Annotated in this window: 17 protein-coding genes; 4 read left to right on the top strand and 13 right to left on the bottom strand. The window is 71.5% G+C overall.

Features of this window, described 5'->3' with window-relative positions; translation table 11 throughout:
- Nucleotides 1-61: 61 nt before the first annotated feature.
- The 3 genes from ACFPZ3_RS13355 to ACFPZ3_RS13345 form a co-directional block, all read right to left on the bottom strand.
- Nucleotides 62-1,165, bottom strand: a complete 1,104-nt coding sequence (locus tag ACFPZ3_RS13355; RefSeq protein WP_379514357.1) for a DNA glycosylase AlkZ-like family protein — start codon at nt 1,163-1,165, stop codon at nt 62-64.
- A gap of 266 nt (nt 1,166-1,431) precedes the next feature.
- Nucleotides 1,432-2,850, bottom strand: a complete 1,419-nt coding sequence (locus tag ACFPZ3_RS13350; protein ID WP_379514356.1) for an amidase — start codon at nt 2,848-2,850, stop codon at nt 1,432-1,434.
- 165 nt (nt 2,851-3,015) lie between these two features.
- Nucleotides 3,016-4,359 carry an ATP-binding protein gene (locus ACFPZ3_RS13345; protein ID WP_379514355.1) on the bottom strand — a complete coding sequence of 448 codons (1,344 nt, stop codon included), beginning with the start codon at nt 4,357-4,359 and terminating at the stop codon, nt 3,016-3,018.
- Nucleotides 4,360-4,487: 128 nt separating this feature from the next.
- On the opposite strand from ACFPZ3_RS13345, the gene ACFPZ3_RS13340 reads away from it, so the two are divergent.
- Nucleotides 4,488-4,952 (top strand): hypothetical protein, encoded by a 465-nt coding sequence (locus ACFPZ3_RS13340; protein ID WP_379514354.1) that lies wholly within the window; start codon nt 4,488-4,490, stop codon nt 4,950-4,952.
- Nucleotides 4,949-5,581, top strand: coding sequence for a TetR family transcriptional regulator (locus tag ACFPZ3_RS13335; RefSeq protein WP_379514353.1), 633 nt, complete (start codon nt 4,949-4,951; stop codon nt 5,579-5,581). The genes ACFPZ3_RS13340 and ACFPZ3_RS13335 overlap by 4 nt, the downstream gene beginning before the upstream one ends.
- Here the strand turns inward: ACFPZ3_RS13335 and ACFPZ3_RS13330 are convergent, their stop codons facing one another.
- From ACFPZ3_RS13330 to ACFPZ3_RS13320, 3 genes are read right to left on the bottom strand one after another with little or no spacing between them, the layout of a single operon-like run.
- Nucleotides 5,582-6,538, bottom strand: coding sequence for a phosphotransferase family protein (locus ACFPZ3_RS13330; protein WP_379514352.1), 957 nt, complete (start codon nt 6,536-6,538; stop codon nt 5,582-5,584).
- A complete protein-coding gene (locus tag ACFPZ3_RS13325; protein ID WP_379514351.1) occupies nt 6,535-7,725 on the bottom strand; it encodes an acyl-CoA dehydrogenase family protein in 1,191 nt (396 codons plus the stop codon). Before ACFPZ3_RS13325 ends, ACFPZ3_RS13330 begins: the two co-directional genes overlap by 4 nt.
- A 41-nt stretch (nt 7,726-7,766) precedes the next feature.
- Entirely contained in the window at nt 7,767-8,549 is a 783-nt protein-coding gene (locus ACFPZ3_RS13320; protein WP_379514350.1) for a CPBP family intramembrane glutamic endopeptidase, read from the bottom strand.
- A 94-nt stretch (nt 8,550-8,643) separates the two neighbouring features.
- On the opposite strand from ACFPZ3_RS13320, the gene ACFPZ3_RS13315 reads away from it, so the two are divergent.
- Nucleotides 8,644-9,015 (top strand): DUF6285 domain-containing protein, encoded by a 372-nt coding sequence (locus tag ACFPZ3_RS13315; RefSeq protein WP_379514349.1) that lies wholly within the window; start codon nt 8,644-8,646, stop codon nt 9,013-9,015.
- Between the two features lie 46 nt (nt 9,016-9,061).
- Here ACFPZ3_RS13315 and mctP read toward each other — a convergent pair whose 3' ends face one another.
- From mctP to ACFPZ3_RS13295, 4 genes are all read right to left on the bottom strand, one after another.
- Nucleotides 9,062-10,669 carry a monocarboxylate uptake permease MctP gene (gene mctP, locus ACFPZ3_RS13310; protein ID WP_379514348.1) on the bottom strand — a complete coding sequence of 536 codons (1,608 nt, stop codon included), beginning with the start codon at nt 10,667-10,669 and terminating at the stop codon, nt 9,062-9,064.
- On the bottom strand, nt 10,666-10,875 hold the full coding sequence (locus tag ACFPZ3_RS13305) for a DUF3311 domain-containing protein (RefSeq protein ID WP_379514347.1): 210 nt from the start codon (nt 10,873-10,875) through the stop codon (nt 10,666-10,668). The genes mctP and ACFPZ3_RS13305 overlap by 4 nt, the downstream gene beginning before the upstream one ends.
- A gap of 227 nt (nt 10,876-11,102) precedes the next feature.
- Nucleotides 11,103-11,732 (bottom strand): carboxymuconolactone decarboxylase family protein, encoded by a 630-nt coding sequence (locus ACFPZ3_RS13300; protein ID WP_379514346.1) that lies wholly within the window; start codon nt 11,730-11,732, stop codon nt 11,103-11,105.
- Complete coding sequence (locus ACFPZ3_RS13295; RefSeq protein WP_379514345.1) at nt 11,732-12,280, bottom strand: VOC family protein; 549 nt, start codon at nt 12,278-12,280, stop codon at nt 11,732-11,734. Before ACFPZ3_RS13295 ends, ACFPZ3_RS13300 begins: the two co-directional genes overlap by 1 nt.
- Before the next feature lie 78 nt (nt 12,281-12,358).
- Here ACFPZ3_RS13295 and ACFPZ3_RS13290 point away from each other — a divergent pair, with 78 nt between their 5' ends.
- Complete coding sequence (locus ACFPZ3_RS13290) at nt 12,359-13,249, top strand: SDR family oxidoreductase (RefSeq protein WP_379514344.1); 891 nt, start codon at nt 12,359-12,361, stop codon at nt 13,247-13,249.
- On the opposite strand, the gene ACFPZ3_RS13285 is transcribed toward ACFPZ3_RS13290, so the two are convergent.
- Genes ACFPZ3_RS13285 through ACFPZ3_RS13275 form a run of 3 tightly spaced genes read right to left on the bottom strand, consistent with a single transcriptional unit; the run spans nt 13,240 to nt 16,666 of the window.
- The gene (locus tag ACFPZ3_RS13285) at nt 13,240-14,181 is read right to left on the bottom strand and encodes a helix-turn-helix transcriptional regulator (protein ID WP_379514343.1); all 942 of its coding nucleotides are present in this window, start codon (nt 14,179-14,181) and stop codon (nt 13,240-13,242) included. The two genes, ACFPZ3_RS13290 and ACFPZ3_RS13285, sit on opposite strands and share 10 nt — an antisense overlap.
- Nucleotides 14,163-15,749 (bottom strand): CocE/NonD family hydrolase, encoded by a 1,587-nt coding sequence (locus tag ACFPZ3_RS13280; protein WP_379514342.1) that lies wholly within the window; start codon nt 15,747-15,749, stop codon nt 14,163-14,165. Before ACFPZ3_RS13280 ends, ACFPZ3_RS13285 begins: the two co-directional genes overlap by 19 nt.
- Before the next feature lie 59 nt (nt 15,750-15,808).
- Nucleotides 15,809-16,666, bottom strand: coding sequence for a DUF4394 domain-containing protein (locus ACFPZ3_RS13275; RefSeq protein WP_379514341.1), 858 nt, complete (start codon nt 16,664-16,666; stop codon nt 15,809-15,811).
- Nucleotides 16,667-16,746 lie beyond the last annotated feature (80 nt).

Genomic DNA, 16,746 nt, shown 5'->3' with positions numbered 1-16,746 from the left:
GCTCAGCGCTGCATCCCGGGTAGAGACACAGCGCATCTTCTCCCAGCCGAACGGCCTTCGGCTATCCGGGCAACGCGAGGTCCAGGCCCAGCCACTGAGCCAGCCCCTCGATCTCACGATTCACCTCGGCGACCATCTCCGCGCCGAGGTCCGCGTCCCAGTGGATCGCGTCGACCCGCAACACCCCGCCCTTCCGATCGGCGGTGGCATCGAGCTTCCCCACCAGCCGATCCCCGTAGAGGATCGGCAACGCGAAATATCCCCATCGCCGCTGAGCGACGGGTTTGTACATCTCCAGCTGATACTCGAACTCGAACAACTCGGCCAGGCGCTTGCGATCGTGGACCAGCCGGTCGAACGGCGACAGCAGCGCCGCGCGCCCCTCAAAGGCCCCGCCCAGGTACGCGGGATCGACCCGCCACGTGCCCTTGACCCCTTCCACCACGGCCGGTTCACCGGCTTCGCTCACGTGCATCGGCTCCACCGGGGACTCCGGGGCCACGGCGCGGGCGATGCCCAGGGCGCGCAGGCGCCGCTCGGCGCGTACGCGAGCCGCCTCCACCGCGGGCACCACCGGGTCGGCGGGATAGACCCGCTCCGCCAGATCCCACAGCCGCTGGCGGCCCTTGCGCCCGGCCACCGCGACCTCGCCGCGCAGCAGCATGAACTCCAGCAGCCGGGTGACGTTGCGGTTGTTGGTCCACCCCGTCGAGGCCCAGGGCACGGCGCACGTGTCGGGCAACTCCCGTGACGGCACCGGCCCTGAGCGGTCGAGCCGGTCGAGGATGGTCCGGCGGCACGCGTCGTTGGCCCGCACCCAGTCGCGCTCGCGCTTCTGCCCGCCACGCAGGTCGCCGCGCCCGGGCCAGTCGGCCATGTCGGCGCGGTAGAGCGCGATGTCCTCACTGGGCCTGATGATCGCCCGCAGCTCGATCAGCGTCCGCTTCTCCAGGGCGCTGTCCAGCATGCCCGGCGAGTAGGCCATCCCGAGCCTGCTCCACGCCACCAGATCCGCGCTGGGCGCGACGGCGGCGATCGGGTCGAGCTGGAGCAGCGTCAGCCTCCGCACCGTGTCGAGCAGGTCGGCCGGGCGCGAACGGTCCAGCCGCTGAGCACGGACGGCGATGCGGCGGGCGTCGGCGCGGGAAAGCTCGTGGACGTTCACGGCCCCGAGACTAACTCCCGCCACCGACAGAACCCGCGCCTCCAACCCGCCCCGGAAGCCAAGCCCTCAGCACGGATCCTCAGGCTGCCCGAGCCCCTGGACCCGGAAGCCAAGCCCTCAGCACGGATCCTCAGGCTGCCCGAGCCCCTGGACCCGGAAGCCAAGCCCTCAGCACGGATCCTCAGGCTGCCCGAGCCCCTGGAGGGGAGGAGCGCGCCCCCTTCGACCACGGCGAGTTCGCCGCCGCCCTGCAGGACGCACCCCGGTCAACGCCTGCCAGGGCTGACCGGGGGAGTGCGGTCCTTCCACGGCATGGCCCGCTCCAGGTGCGCGGCCACCTGGAACAGCAGATCCTCGCGCCCATAGGCCGCCACGAGCTGCACCCCGATCGGCAGCCCGTCGTCGCCGTGTCCCAGCGGCAGGCTGATCGCCGGCTGACCGGTGAGGTTGAACACCTGCGTGAACGGCACGTAGGCGGTCAGCGACTCCAGCCAGCTCGTCAGGGTGTGCCCGGGATCGTCGTAGCGGAGGGTGCCGTGCGGCGCCGGAGGATGGCCCATCGTGGGCGTGATGAGCAGGTCGTACTCGGTGAGGAACGCCGCCGCCGACCTGGTCACCCGGTTCTGGGCGTCGAAGCCGGCCAGCATGTCCAGCGCGCTGTACTCCCTGGCCGTCTTCAGCAACTGCCGGGAGACGGCCTCCATCCGGGACTCGTCGGGCTGCCGGGGCGCCAGCAGCAACGTGGAGGCGATCGCGACGCTTTCGAGCACCAGGGCCCGCATGACGGCGTCCCAGTCGATGGCCGGGCTCGCCTGGCTGACGTGGTGTCCCGCCTCCTCCAGCACCCGCGCGGCCCTGACAGCCGTCTCGGCCACCCGGGCGTCGACCGCCGTGCCCGACCAGGCCTCGGTGGTCACCGCCACCCGCAGCCGGCCGGGTTCCGTGCCGAGTTCGGCGGCGTACGGGCGGTGCGGCGGCGGCGCGGTGTACTTGTCGCCCACCCCGGGGCCCTGGACCGCGTCCAGGAGATGGGCGGCGTCGCGAACCGTGCGCGTCAGCACGAACTCGTAGGCCATGCCGAGCATCGGCTCGCCCATGTCGGGCCCGGAGGTGACGCGGCCCCTGCTCGGCTTGAGCCCGACCAGCCCGCAGCAGGCGGCCGGGATGCGGATGGAGCCGGCCCCGTCGCTGGCGTGCGCCACGGGCACGGCCCCGGCGGCGACCAGGGCGGCGGCGCCGCCGCTCGATCCGCCCACGCCCCGCTCCAGGTTCCACGGGTTGCGGGTGGGCCCGTAGCGGAGGGACTCGGTGGAGAAGCTGACGCACATCTCCGGGGACGTGGTCAGGCCCAGCGTGACCAGGCCGGCGGCGCGGAAGCGCGTCATCAGGTCGGTGTCGCGCCGGGCGAGGATGCCCGGCAGGGCCCGGCTGCCCAGGGTGAACGGCACCCCTTCGGCCACCGGCCCGTGATCCTTGATCAGGAACGGCACCCCGGCGAAGGGACCGTCGGCGGAGTGGGCGAGCGCCGGGGAGAACACCGGCAGGGCCAGCCCGTTCACCTGCTCGTCGGCCAGCGCCAGGGCTTCGCGGGCGGCGGCCTCGACCTCGGCGGCCGTCACCTCGCCCGCCTTGATCAGGTCGCGGATGCCGACGGCGTCGTAGGTGATGTAGTCATGGATGTCCATGGAAAGTCCTCTTCAGAGCGAACACATCGATCACAGGTCGGCCGGAGCACCGACGGCGAGCAGCTCGAATCAGGGGGCCGGTGGCCCCCGTCAGTGATCGAGGTGTTCCTACGCTCGGGACATCACCGCCATGCTGACAGCGAGCGGCCGGGCGCGTCCACCGATTTACCGCGGGAGGCGCAGCACGAACCTGGCGCCCCGCGGCGAGTCCTCGATGTCCAGGCTGCCCCGGTGGGCCTCGGCGATCGCGCGTGAGATGGCCAGGCCGAGCCCGCTGCCCTTGGGGTCGCGCCGCTGCGCGTCGTCCAGGCGGACGAAGGGCTCGAAGACCCGCTCCCGGTTCTCGGGGGCGACGCCGTCGCCGTCGTCGAGCACGGTGACCACGGCCTGCCCCTCCGGCCGCTCCAGGCTGACCTCGACACCGGTACGCGCGTGCCGCTGGGCGTTGACGAGGAGGTTCGTCAGCACCTCGGCGAGCTGGACGCGGTTGCCCGCGACCATGACGTCGTCCTCGACACGCACCCGCGTCAGGGGCACCGTCCTGTGGCGGGCCACCTCCTCCTTGACCAGGACGCTCAGGTTCACCTCCTGGCGGCAGGGCTGGGAGGCGGCCTTCACACGGGCGAGCAGGAGCATCTCCTCGATGATCGTCTGGAAGTGTTCGACGTCGGTCAGCGCCTCCCGGATCGTGGCGCGGGGGTCGGTCTCCGGGTACAGCAGGGATTCCTCCAGCCGGGTGCGCAGGCCGGTCAGCGGCGTACGCAGCTCGTGGGAGACCATCGAGGAGAAGCGCCGCTGGTGCTCGACCGCCTCCTGCAGGCGCGACAGTGTCTGGTTCGCGGTGGCGGCGAGCAGCGCGATCGCGTCCCGGCCGGGCGGGGCCGGCACCCGCAGGCCCAGGTCGGTCACCGTGATCTCGGCGATCCTGGCGCGCATCTCCGCCACCGGGCGGAGCATCCTGCGGGTCAGGTACGCGGCCAGGCACGTCAGCAGGGCGGTGCCCACCAGCACCCCGGCGGCCAGGCCCAGCTCCAGATGGCGCGTGCCGAGGATGGCCGGCTGGACCCTGCCCGCGTACACGACGTGGGAGGCGCCGCCCCACAACAGCTGCTCCTCCTGCGGCGACGGCTTGGCGGCGGTGAACATCACGCACTCGCCCGCCGCGCATCGTGTGCCGTGCTGGATCCGGTCGTCGGAGGGGGGCCACAACGTGCTGATCGGCGGCCGTCCCGCGGCGGCGCGGCTGGCCTCCACCACCCGGCCCGCGGAGTCCACGAGCTGGAAGAGATCGACGTCCGAGGTCACGACGGGCAGCGCGTCCGCCGTCCCCATGGACCCGATCCAGTCGGTGGCCGCCCGCTGCGTGCTCTGGTACACCTCCTGCTGGACCTTGTCGCGTACCAGCACGTCCGCGGCGACGGCGAGGACCGTGAGCCCGGCGAGCGACAGCAGGGCGGTGGCCAGAATGAGACGCGTCTGGACCGAAAGCCGACTGAGACGCAGACGCATCGCCACCTCCCGAGGAGATGATCCCCGCAATGGGTTCACGGGCCATCAAAGCCTGCGCAAGGACTGCATTGCGGTCGCTTGCCGGGATCTTCCCTCGCGCGCGGAGGAGATCGATAAGGTTCGTGGATGTGAAGCGCGATCGGCCCGCTCGCCACCTCCTGGGAGCCACCGCGGGTGTGGCCGCCCTCGTGCCCGTCTACTACCTCACCGAAGCCGCCGCCAGAGCCCTGCGCAGCGGCAACGCCGCGTTCGGCCCCGCGCCCGCCGGGCTGGGCTACCTGGCGGCGGTGGCCGTCATCGTCACCCTGCTCACCGCCTGGCCCGCCGCCGCGCTCGGCTGCGGCGTGCCGCTCGCCGCCGCGGGCCTGCTGTTCGCCCTGAACCTGGACGCCGCCATCGCGATGGCCGGCACGCTGCCGTGGGCCAGGGCGGGCGGGCTGCCGTGGTCCTGGCCGGACGGCCCGCCGTGGGCGGAGATGGGCGAGCCGCCCGGCACCCTGGCCGGCATGAGCGGCCTGTACGCGCTCATCGGCGCCCTTCTGGTGCTCTCGGCGCTGATCCCGGGCCGGCTGAGATCTATCCTGGACAGGTGAGCGGGCGGGATCCGGATCGGCGCAGGGCGCTGCTCGACGCGGCCGACCGGGTCATCATGCGGGACGGCCCCGAGGCGTCGATGGCGGCCATCGCCGCCGAGGCGGGCATCACCAAACCCATCCTCTACCGCCACTTCGGCGACAAACACGGCCTCTACCAGGCGCTGGCCGACCGGCACGTGCGCACGGTCATCGCCCAGGTGCGGCCCGAGTTCACCAGGGCCGGGGCAGGTCTGCGCGACAGGGCCAGGGCCGCCATCGGCGTCTACCTCGACCTGGTCTCGGCCAACCTCAACCTCTACCGGTTCCTGTTCCACCGGGCCGGCGCCGAGGACAGCAGGGTCCGCTCCCACATGACGTCCCTGGTGCGCGGACTGGGGGAGGAGCTCGGCGGGGTGCTGGCCGTCGAGCGGGTGGTGCCCGACCCGGTGCGGGCGCAGGTGCTCGGGCACGCCTTCGTCGGCATGGCGCAGACGACCGGCGACTGGTGGCTGGACCATCCGGAGGTGGACCGCGTCCAGGTGGTGGAGGGGCTGGTGGACGTGGTCGCCGCCGCGGTCGCGCCGCGCACGGAGCGGGGGCGGCTCACCCGCAGGGGCGCGAGAGCCTCCCACGGCGCCGCGCGGTGATCACGACTCCTCCCGCAGCAGCCGCAGCAGGTCCCACTCGTTCTCGCACACCCGCCGCCCGATCGCGGCCAGCTCCACCGACCGTGCGCCGCCGCGCAGGTGCCGCATGGTCTGCATGACGCAGATGACACCCCACTTGAGCACGCCGAACGTCTCCCACCACCGCAGCGCGTCCCGGTCCACCGGCTGCCCGCCGGCCTCCTCGTAGGCGTCCACGAGCTCGTGGTAGGCGCCGAACCCGCCCACCGGCAGCGACGAGCCGAACCGCCACGCCTTCACGCACAACCACCCCAGGTCCTCCAGGGGGTCACCGGCGTGGGCCAGCTCCCAGTCCAGCACCGCCCTGATCCCCTCGGGCCCGACGATGAGGTTGCCGTTGCGGAAGTCGCCGTGCACGACCGTGAGCCGCCGGCCGCGCGGGCGGGTGGCGGCCAGCCGCCGCAGCGCCAGCTCGAACACCGGGTGCGGCTCGCCGAGCCGGTCCAGCACGTCCCGCCAGGCCGGCAGCGGATCCTGCCGCTCCCCGTGCGGCAGGGCCGTCAGCGGCATCCGGTGGATGGCGGCCAGCGCCAGCCCGCACTGACGGGTCAGCCGGGGCCGGGCCGCCGCGTAGGCGTCGTCGCGCAGGATCTTGCGCGGGATCGTCTCGCCGGGGACGCGGGTCATGAGGATGTACGACTCCCCGCAGGCGATGATCCGCGGCACCGGCACGCCCGCCCCCGCCGCGGCCCGCATGAGCGTCGCCTCGGCGGTCAGCCCGGCCCCGGTGGTGAACGCGGTCTCCAGAGCCGCGCCGGGGGAGTCGAGCCGCGCGATCAGCTCGTGCCGGCCCCCGTCCTGGGTGACCACGTCGAGGGCCCACGTCTCCCTGGAGGCCCCGCCGGGCAGCCGGGTGCTGGACGCGATCGCCGCGCCGGCCCCGAACGCATCACGGGCGATCGCGTGCAGGTCGGTCATCGAAGGCCGAACTCCCAGGTGCCGCCCGCCGCGTACACGCCCAGGATCCGCCGCCCCACCGAGTCGATGTGCACCTCGTCGGGCCCGTCGTAGATCCGCCCGGCCCGCGCGTGCCGGTACATCCGCTCCAGCGGCGTGTCCGGGGTCAGCCCGGCGGCGCCGTACACCTGGATGGCCCGGTCGATCACGTTGTGCAACATGCGCGCGCCCACCACCTTGATCGCCCCGATCTCCACCCGCGCCTGCGAGCCCGCGTCGATCGTCTCGGCGGCCCGCAGCGTGAGCAGCCGGGCGGACTGGATCTCGGTGTAGGAGTCGAAGACGTGCTGCCGCATGAGCTGCTTGGCGGCCAGCGGCTCACCGAACGCGCGGCGTTCGTGCAGCCTGCGGCACATCAGGTCGAAGGCCCGCTGCGCCTGCCCCAGCCACCGCATGCAGTGGAAGATCCGCCCCGGCCCGAGCCGCTTCTGCGCGATGACGAACCCCTGCCCGCGCTCCCCGAGCAGGTTGGCGGCCGGCACGCGCACGTCCTCGTAACGCACCTCGCAGTGCGCCCCGTCGAGCCCCAGCACCGGCGTCTCGCGCACGATCCGGTAACCGGGCGTGTCCGTCGGCACCAGGATCATGGAGAAGGCCAGGTGCGGCGGCGCGTCCTGCTCGGTCCTGCACATCACGGTCGTGTACGCCGCCCGCGAGGCCCCGGTCGTGAACCACTTGTGCCCGTTGATCACCCATTCGTCACCGTCGAGCACGGCGGCGGTGGTGATCTGGGTGGGATCGCTGCTGGACACCGCCGGCTCGGTCATCGCGAAGCTCGGCGAGATGTCGCCGCGCACCAGCGGCTCCAGGTAACGCTCCCGCTGCCCGGGGGAGGCGTGCTCGTGCAACATCAGCGAGTCCTGGAGCGTGTAGGTGCCCAGCGCGAGCTGCCCGTACTCGCTGCGCCCCTGCACCTCGTTGACATAGACGTAGTCGAGGAACGGCAGCCCGCCGCCGCCCAGCTCGCGTGGATGGCCGAGCGCCCACAGGCCCTCCTTCCTGGCCTGCGCGCGCAACTCCTCCAGCGCCGCGCCGGCCTGCGGGCCGCCCGCGTGCAGCACCGGTTCGGCGGGTTCGACCCGCTCGGTCATGAACGCGTGCACGGCGTCGCGCACCGGCCGGACGCTGTCGGGGACCGCGAAGCTCATGAAACGATCCCATCCCGAAACCCGGGCGCCGGTCAACGGCTTCAGGGCAGCCAGCTCACCCGGCCGTGCAGGAAGGCGTACCCGACGAAGGCCACGGAGTCGATGAGCGTGTGCGCCACCACCAGCGGCATCGCGCGCCCCCACCGCTGGTACATCCGCCCGAACACCAGCCCCATCACCACGTTCCCCGCGAACCCCCCGAACCCCTGATACAGGTGGTAGGACCCGCGGAGCAACGACGAGACCACCAGGGCCTTCCCCGGCCCCCACCCGGCCTGCTGGAGCCGGTGCAGCAGATACCCGGAGACCAGCACCTCCTCCAGCAGCCCGTTCTGCGCGGCCGCCAGCAGCAGCACCGGCACCTGCCACCACACCCCGGGCAGTTGCCCCGGCACGACGGTCAGGTTCACCCCCAGTGCCCACACCGCGAGATAGAAGGCCAGCCCGGACCCCCCGATCACGGCCGCCAGCACCGCCCCGCGCGCCAGATCGCCCCCGGGCCTGCGGAAGTCCGCCCCGATCGTCCGCAACGACTCCCCAGAGCGCACCATCAGGTACGCCACCAGCCCCACCGGCGCCACCGCGATCGCGATCTGGACGAGCTGCAACGTCAGGTCCAGCCACGGCCGCCCCGGAGCCATCGACCCGACGAGCACCGCCTGCTGGCCTTTGAGCTCGCGCGGCGCGGTGAGCGCCCCGATCAGCCGCACGAACGCCACCAGGGCGCTGGCGCCGAGCGAGACCGACATCACGACGAGGATCTCGGCCCGGATGAGCTTCGGCCCGAGCACGGGGGCAGGCGCGAGGAGGGACTGTGTGTGCATGTGCGCAGAATAGTCCGCACATGATCGGACCCCAATAAAGGGGACATCCGGCAACCGCCTTGGGGACCGGCTGCCGCTCTGCTAAGCAGGTGCTGTGACGCGTATCGACTCCCCGGTCGACTCACCGGCCGACCCGCACGACGTCCCCACCGTGGCCGAGCTCGTCGCCGCCGTGCGCGACTTCCTCCAGACCGACGTGCTCCCGGCCGTCGAGGGCCGCACCCGCTACCACACCCGGGTCGCCATCAACGTGCTCGCCATGGTGGTGCGGCAGATCGAGCTCGGCCCCGGCCAGGCGGAGGAGCACGCCGCCCGGCTGGCCGCGCTGGGCGTGGCGGGCGACGCCGAGCTGGCCGCCGCCATCCGCGAGGGCCGCGTCGCCGACGACTCGGCCCTCATCACGGCTCTGGAGCAGTCCGTACGCGCGAAGCTGGCGGTCGCCAACCCCGCCTACCTCACGGAATGACGCGGCCCGCCTCCGGGGAGAAGGGAGGCGGGCCGAGAAGGGGAGGTCAGTGGGAGCCGCTGAGGTCCAGGTCCTTGACCTTCGGGTCGCCCCGGTCGGCGAAGTAGTCGTCCCGCGAGGTCGCGTCCTGCCCGTCGGCCACCTTGGCGGCCCGCAGGATCCACGTCACCACGACCGCCACCACCAGGTTGACGATCACCGCCAGGAACCCGACGTAGATGGTCATCTTGGTGTCGAAGCCCAGGTTCGCCAGCGGAAACGCCGAGCCGCCGAAGTGCAGCTTGCCGTTGGCCGGGTTGGGGATGAGGTAGAGCATCCACAGGCCCGCCGCCAGGCCGGCCGCCCAGCCCGCGATCAGGCCGCCCTTGTGGAACCAGCGCGTGTAGAGGCCGAGCGCCACCGACGGCAGCGTCTGCAGGATGATCACGCCGCCGATGAGCTGCAGGTCGATGGAGAACTGCGGGTCGAGCAGCAGGATGCACAGCACCGCGCCCACCTTGACCACCAGCGACACCAGCTTGGAGACGTTGGCCTCCTGGGCGTCGGTGGCGTCCTTGTTGAGGTATTCGCGGTAGATGTTGCGGGTGAACAGGTTCGCCGCCGCGATCGACATGATCGCCGCGGGGACCAGCGCGCCGATGCCGATGGCCGCGTAGGCCACACCGGTGAACCAGTCGGGGAACATCTGGTCGAACAACATCGGCACGATCGTGTTCGTGTCGGCCTTGCCACCGGCCACGACCGGCTTGGTGCCCGCGGCGATCGCCATGAAGCCGAGCAGCGCGATCAGGCCGAGCACGAGGCTGTAGGCGGGCAGCGCCGACATGTTGCGCTTGATGACGTTGCGGCTCTTGGAGGCCAGCACACCGGTGAGGCTGTGCGGGTAGAGGAACAGCGCCAGCGCCGAGCCGAAGGCCAGGGTCACGTACTGGAGCTGGTTGGCCGGTCCCAGCAGGTAACCGTCGCCCGGGGCCGGGGTGGCGTCGAACTTGGCCTTGGCCGCGTCGAAGATCGAGTCCCAGCCGCCCAGCTTGGCCGGGATGTAGATGACGGCCGCCAGGATCACGATGTAGATCAGCGCGTCCTTCACGAACGCGATGAGCGCGGGGGCGCGCAGGCCGGACTGGTAGGTATAGGCGGCCAGGATCGCGAACGCGATGATGATCGGCAGGTGCCCGGTGATGCCCATCGACTTGAGCACCGCCTCGATGCCGACGAGCTGCAGCGCGATGTAGGGCATCGTGGCGATGAGCCCGGTGATCGCGATGACCAGCGCCAGCGTCGGCGACCCGAACCGGGCCCTGACGAAGTCGGCCGGCGTGACGAACCCGTGCACGTGCGACACCGACCACATCCGGGCCAGCACCAGGAACACCATGGGATAGACCACGATGGTGTACGGCAGCGCGTAGAAGCCGAGCGCCCCGGAGCTGAACACGAGCGCGGGCACCGCCACGAAGGTGTAGGCGGTGTACAGGTCGCCGCCGACCAGGAACCAGGTGACCCACGAGCCGAAGCTGCGCCCGCCCAGGCCCCACTCGTTGAGGCTGGCCAGGTCGGTGGGCCTGCGCCAGCGGGCGGCGACGAAGCCCATGCCGCTGACCAGCACGAACAGCACGATGAAGACGACCAGTTCGGTCGTGTGCCCGCTCACTTGGTCATCCTGTAGACGATGGTGGTGGTGACGACGCCGATCACGACGAAGGCGAGCTGCAGCCAGTAGAAGAGCGGAAAGCCCAGCAGGCGCGGCTCGTCGGCGTTGAACAGGAACGTCAGCAGTGGCAGCACGATCGGCACGATCAACAGCCAGTTCCAGGGGCTGCGGTCGGTGCGTGGCTGCCCGGGTTCCCCGGTAGTCATCGACCCTCCGATGAATGGATCAGGAGCCGGTTGTCACCGGTCCCTGACGTGTAGTCAATGGAGGGAGATTAGCTTTACGGGGGTATTAAACCCAATGTCGGGCGTGTTACGGTTTGGCCTAAATGTCGAGACGAAATCTCGCCATGTGAGACGCCGCAACGAACGTATCCGTCGCACCTTAGCCACGGGCCCGTGGTGAACGGGATCGCCGATCGGCGAATGGTCGATTACTCGCGCTGAGCGGTCAGGTCGGCGGCGATGTCGCGGGCGCCGTATCCCTCGGGCGCCGGCACCTCCACGATCGGATCGGGCCGGTCGTCGAACTCCAGGCGCAGGGCCCGCGCCATGGTCGCGTGCATCTCGTACAGGCACGTCACGTACGTCAGCTCCAGGATCTGCTCGTCGGGCAGATGCCGCTTGAGCACGGCGAACACCTCGTCGTGCACCCGCCCGCCGTCCAGCACCAGCGCGTCGGCGTAGGCCAGCACGGCCCGCTCCAGCTCGTCGAACAGCTCGCTGACCGGCCAGTGCGCGATCGCCCGCACCTTCTCCTCGCTCACGCCGAGCGCACGCAGCTGCTTGCAGTGCTGGGAGAAGACGAACTGGCTCTGCCGCGCCCATCCCGCCCTGGTCTGGCCCAGTTCGCGCAGCACCGGGTCCAGCGTGGTCTCCCGGTAGACCTGGAAGCCCTTGACGCAGTGCCGGAAGATCTTCGGGTCGAGCGCGAAGACCGTCCACCAGTCGCCGGGCGAGCCGGTCGCGGTGCCCTGCCTGCCGGGGGAGAACAGGCGGTCGTGGAAGGAGGCGACCACCGGGTCGGTCATCTCCTCGCGCGGCACCTGGCGCAGCCGCGGCATCACACGGTCCGCTCGGCCGCGGTCTTCGGCTCGTGCCTGACGTCGCCCGGCTGCCCGATCTCACGCGTCCAGGCGGCGAACTCGACCAGCACGCCGTCGGGGTCCTTGAAGTAGATGGAGCGGACGAACACGCCGTCGTGCATCTTCGGCGCCACCCCGAACTCGCTGTCGTCGTGGTTGAGCAGCACCCCCACGTCGATGCCCTTGGCGACGAGCCGGTCGCGGTAGTCCTCGATCTTCTCCGGCGGCACGTCGAAGGCGATGTGGTTCATCGAGCCGACGGCCGAGAGCAGTTCGCCCCGGTCGGGCAGGTTCTTCGGCGCCGACACCCCGGGCACGGCGTCGGGCGCGTCGGGGAACCAGAAGAAGGCCAGCGCGTCGCCGCCCCCGCAGTCGAAGAAGAAGTGCTGCCCCCAGCCCATGGGCAGCTCGATGGTCTTGATCAGCGGCATGCCCAGCACGCCGGAGTAGAAGTCGACCGTCTGCTTCATGTCCGAGCAGACCAGCGCGAGGTGGTTGACGCCGCGGAGCTCGAATTCGCTGTTCATAGTAACTCCGTACTTATCACAGGGGTTCTCAGAAAAACATGACATACCGTGTCGGCTTTTCGGGGCACGATCGCCCTCATGATTGCTTTGGTGGCGGGTGCGACCCGCGGAACCGGCCGGGGGATCGCGGTGGCCCTCGGCGCGGCCGGCGCGACGGTCTACTGCGCGGGCAGGAGCACGCGAGAGCGGCGCTCGGAGATGAACCGGCCGGAGACCATCGAGGAGAGCGCGGAGCTGGTCACCGCGGCCGGCGGCACGGGCATCCCCGTCGCGTGCGACTTCCTGGACCCGGCCCAGGTCGAGGTGCTGGCCGGGCGGGTGGAGCGGGAGCAGGGGCGGCTCGACGTGCTGGTCAACGACGTGTGGGGCGGCGACGGCCTCTGGGAGTGGGACACGCCGGTCTGGAAACACGACGTGGACAACGGGTTCCGGCTGCTCAGGCTCGCGATCGACACGCACATCCTCAGCGCCAGGCACCTGATGCCGCTGCTGATCAAGGAGAAGGGCGGCCTGGCGGTGGAGGTCACCGACGGCACCTGGTCGTTCAACGAGACCCGCTACCGGGAGAACGTCTACTACGACCTGGCCAAGATGTCGGTCAACCGCCTGGCCTTCGCCTGGTCGAACGAGCTGCGCCCGTACGAGGGCACGGGCGTGGCCGTGACGCCGGGCTTCCTGCGCTCGGAGGCGATGCTCGACAACTTCGGCGTCACCGAGGACAACTGGCGCGAGGCCGAAGTGGATTCCGCGTGGATGGTCTCCGAGACCCCGGCCTACGTCGGCCGCGGCGTGGCCGCCATCGCCCAGGACCCGGACAAGGGGCGCTGGTCGGGCAGGTCGGTCAGCAGCGAGGAACTGGCCCAGGCGTACGGGCTGACCGACGTGGACGGCAGCCGGCCGCGCGTGTGGAGCTACATCACCGAGACGCGCGAGAAGGGCGGCGACACCGGCTGGGAGTCCTACCGGTAGAGGCCGGACATGCGGGCGGTGGCCTCGGCGAGCATCGCCCGCAGCTCCGGCGGATCGAGCACCTCCGCCTCCGGCCCGAACCGCAGCACCTGCGAGTACGCCACGCGCACCGACTCCACCGCCAGCCGTACGGTCCCGTCCGGTCGCAGCGAGGCCAGCGCGTCGTCCAGCGCGGCGGGATCGGCGACGTGCCGGAGCATCCGCACCCCGTGCTCGCTGAGCCGCAACGTGATCACCTCGCGCAGCAGCGAGCGGGAGAACTCCGCCGACTGCCCGGCCCAGAAGACGGCCAGGTCGAAGCCCGGATCCCGCTCGAAAGGCTCGTCCAGCACGGAGATCTCCCCGAACCGGTGCACCCGGAAGATCAGGAACCGCCCTCTCAGGCGGGCGGCCAGGTACCAGGCGCCCGCCTTGAGCACCAGACCGTACGGCTCCAGCGTGCGCGGATTGTCCTTGTAGAGCGCAGAGACCCGCCGATCGGTCCACACGGCCCTGGCCAGCGGCGCCAGCGCGGCCGGCGGCGGTTCGTCGCCGGCGAACCAGCCGGGCGCGTCCAGATGGAAGCGCTGCGCCGCCGTCGCGGGCGCGTCCCGCAGCGCGGGGGAGAGCGAGGCGGCGGCCTTGAGCCGGGCCGTGGCCGCCACCTCGTGCAACCCCATCTCCCGCAGCGCGGCCGGCACCCCCGACAGGAACAGCGCCTCGGCCTCGGCCCGGTCCAGCCCGGTCAGCCGGGTACGGTACCCGTCGAGCAGCCGGTAACCCCCGCCCCGCCCCCGGTCGGCGTAGACCGGCACGCCCGCCTCCGACAGCGCCAGCACGTCCCGGTGCACGGTGCGCTCGGAGACCTCCAGCTCCCTGGCCAGCTCCGCCGCCGTCATCCCGCCCCGGCCCTGCAGCAGCAGGACCAGCGACATCAGCCTTGAGGCGCGCACAGCGGCAGCACCACGGCCGAGGGCCGGTCGGGGGAGTGGAAGACCTCGACGTCGGCGGGCACCATCCGGCTGTCCGTGCCGCCCGCGCCGAGAGGGTCGCCGGTGCCGTGGTTGCGGGCGATCGTCGGGTACGCTCCCGCCGCCACGTGCACCCTGATCCGGTGGTCGCGCCGGAACCGGTGCGCGATCGGCCACAGTTCGACGTCGACGCGCCGCACGTCGCCGGGGCCGGGCCCCAGACGGCGCACGCCCTCGCACACGTTGAACGAGCGCCCGTCCGGGTGCACGTCGCACACCCGCACCACCACGTCCACGTAGGGGGTGCTGGAGCGCACGAACAGCTCCGCGTGTACCGGGCCGATCAGCTCCACGTCCGACTCCAGCGCGGCCGAGCTGTAGACCAGCACGTCGCGGCGCTGCTCCAGCCGCCGCTGGTCACGCGGCCTGGAGTCGCCCAGCAGCACGGGACCGCCGATCACCGGCGTCGGATGGGACGGGTGGTAGCGGAACCGGTCCGGCTCCGCCTCCAGCGGCCCGTCCACTCCGAGCCCGAACCCGTGTTGCAGGTGCCAGCGCCACTCCCGCGTGCCGGGCACCGGCCAGTCGGAGTAGTCGCGCCACTCCTCGGCGCCCGTCACGTAGATCCGCACCGGGTCCGGCCGCAGCAGGGAGCGATCGCCCAGCAGGTGGGCGCGGAACCAGGCTGAGGCGTCGGCCATGGTGGGGCGGCTGTGCCGGCTGTCGATGTGGTACCAGGGGCCGATCGTCAGGTAGGGCCGCCGGCCCGCCGCCCGCAGCGCCGCGTAGTCCTTGAGCTGCCACGGCAGGAAGACGTCGTACCAGCCGCCCAGCATGGTCACCGCCGCCTCCACCTCACCCACTTTGGCCGAGAAGTCACGCCTGTCCCAGTAGGGGACCGCCGGGTCGGCGTGGTGCTGGAGCAGGTCCTGGTAGAAGCGTAGCGGCCGGCCGGCCGAGACCTGGTCCAGCTCCGCCACAGGGCGGCCGGAAAGGACCGCCCTGCGGGTGAGCCGGGGCGCGGTCAGCACCGAGGTGCCGCCGAAGCGGCGCGACATGCCGTCGGTGAGAGTCGTCCAGCTCAGCGTCGACTCCAGCGCGAACGCCCCGCCCACGTAGGCCGCGTCCCTGAACTGGGAGGCGGTGATCTGCGTGGCCATGGCCTTGAGCTCGGGTCCGGCGTCGGCCGCGATCGCCCACTGCGTGTAGCCCAGGTAGGAGGGGCCGAACATGGCGAACGAGCCGCCGTACCAGGGTTGTTCGCGCAGCCAGGCCACGGTCGCCAGGCCGTCGTCGTGCTCGTCGCCGAGCGGGTCCAGCAGGCCGCCGGAGCCGAAACCGCCCCGGCAGCTCTGCATGACGACGTGGAAGCCCTGCCGGGCGAAGCCGCGCCCGTAGTACCAGCCGAACATGCCGCGCCGGCCGTAGGGGGAGCGCATCAGGATGACGGGGGCCCGTTCGCCTCCGGCGGGGGCGTAGTGGTCGGCCAGCAGTGTCACGCCGTCGGGCATCGGCACCTCAAGATCACGCTGAAGCCGCACGCGTCTCATGTACTAACCAGTAACATATGCGGCCGGAGTGCGGTAGCCCGGGGGCAACCGTTGCGCAATCAGCCGAGCTGGATGGCTATGTCGCTCACCTGACGGTTGGCCGGGAACGTTCCAACGACGGTGACGGCGCCGGTCAGCACATTCACCGTGTAGAAGCGGTAGGCGTTGTCCGCCTTGAGCGTGGCGTAGGCGGTGTTCGACACCGTCACCCCCTTGCGGAGCCGGCTGTAGACGTCGAAGCCCGCGTCGGTCTGCGCGTCCACGCCCAGCTTGCCGGTCGGCGCCAGGTTGCCGGCGTTGGCGGGGGACTGCACCGAGACCTGGTCGGCCATGGTGTCCACGTCGAACAACGTCGTCGCCGTGGTGGCGTCCAGGTCGTTGTTGGTGTAGCCGGCGCCGGTCACGCCGGTCGCGGTCACCCCCGCGGCGGGCGGCACGGGCGGGTTGGTCAGCGTGCCGTCGGTGGCCGTCGTGCCCGCGGCGGGGGCGCCGTTCGGGTCGTCCAGGTTGTGCCGCAGGTTCTGGCCGGCGTCGCTGATGACGCGCAGCCGGTTGGCGGCCGGGTTGAAGTCGACGCCGAAGCTCTCGCCGCTCAGCGCGACGGTGAGCTGCGAGACCTTGGTGGCCCTGGCCTTGTTGTCCAGGGTGTAGACGCCGCCCTTGTCGCCGACCGCGTACAACTTGCCGTTCTGCACCCGGTAGTCGATGCCGACCACCTTCATGTCGCCCTTGAGGCCGCTGATCCGGCCGGCCCGCTCCACCGCCTTCGGGTCGGCGGCGGAGAAGACGACCAGGTCGCCCGCGGTCGTCAGGCCCGTGACACGGGGGCCGTCGTCACGATGGTGAGCCTGCGCGGGCGAGGCCAGGGCCGCGCCCGCGCCGAGCACGGCCACGGCGAGCGCCAGTTGCTTACGCATGGGGAATCTCCTTGTTGAGGGTGTTGCTTTGCCCCTTTCTTCGCCGATGAGCGGATTCCGGATGACGGGCCCGCCCCCGC

Source organism: Nonomuraea insulae (assembly GCF_042656245.1).
The sequence above is the reverse complement of the archived record's forward strand: the minus strand, read 5'-3'. Positions and strand labels throughout refer to the sequence as shown.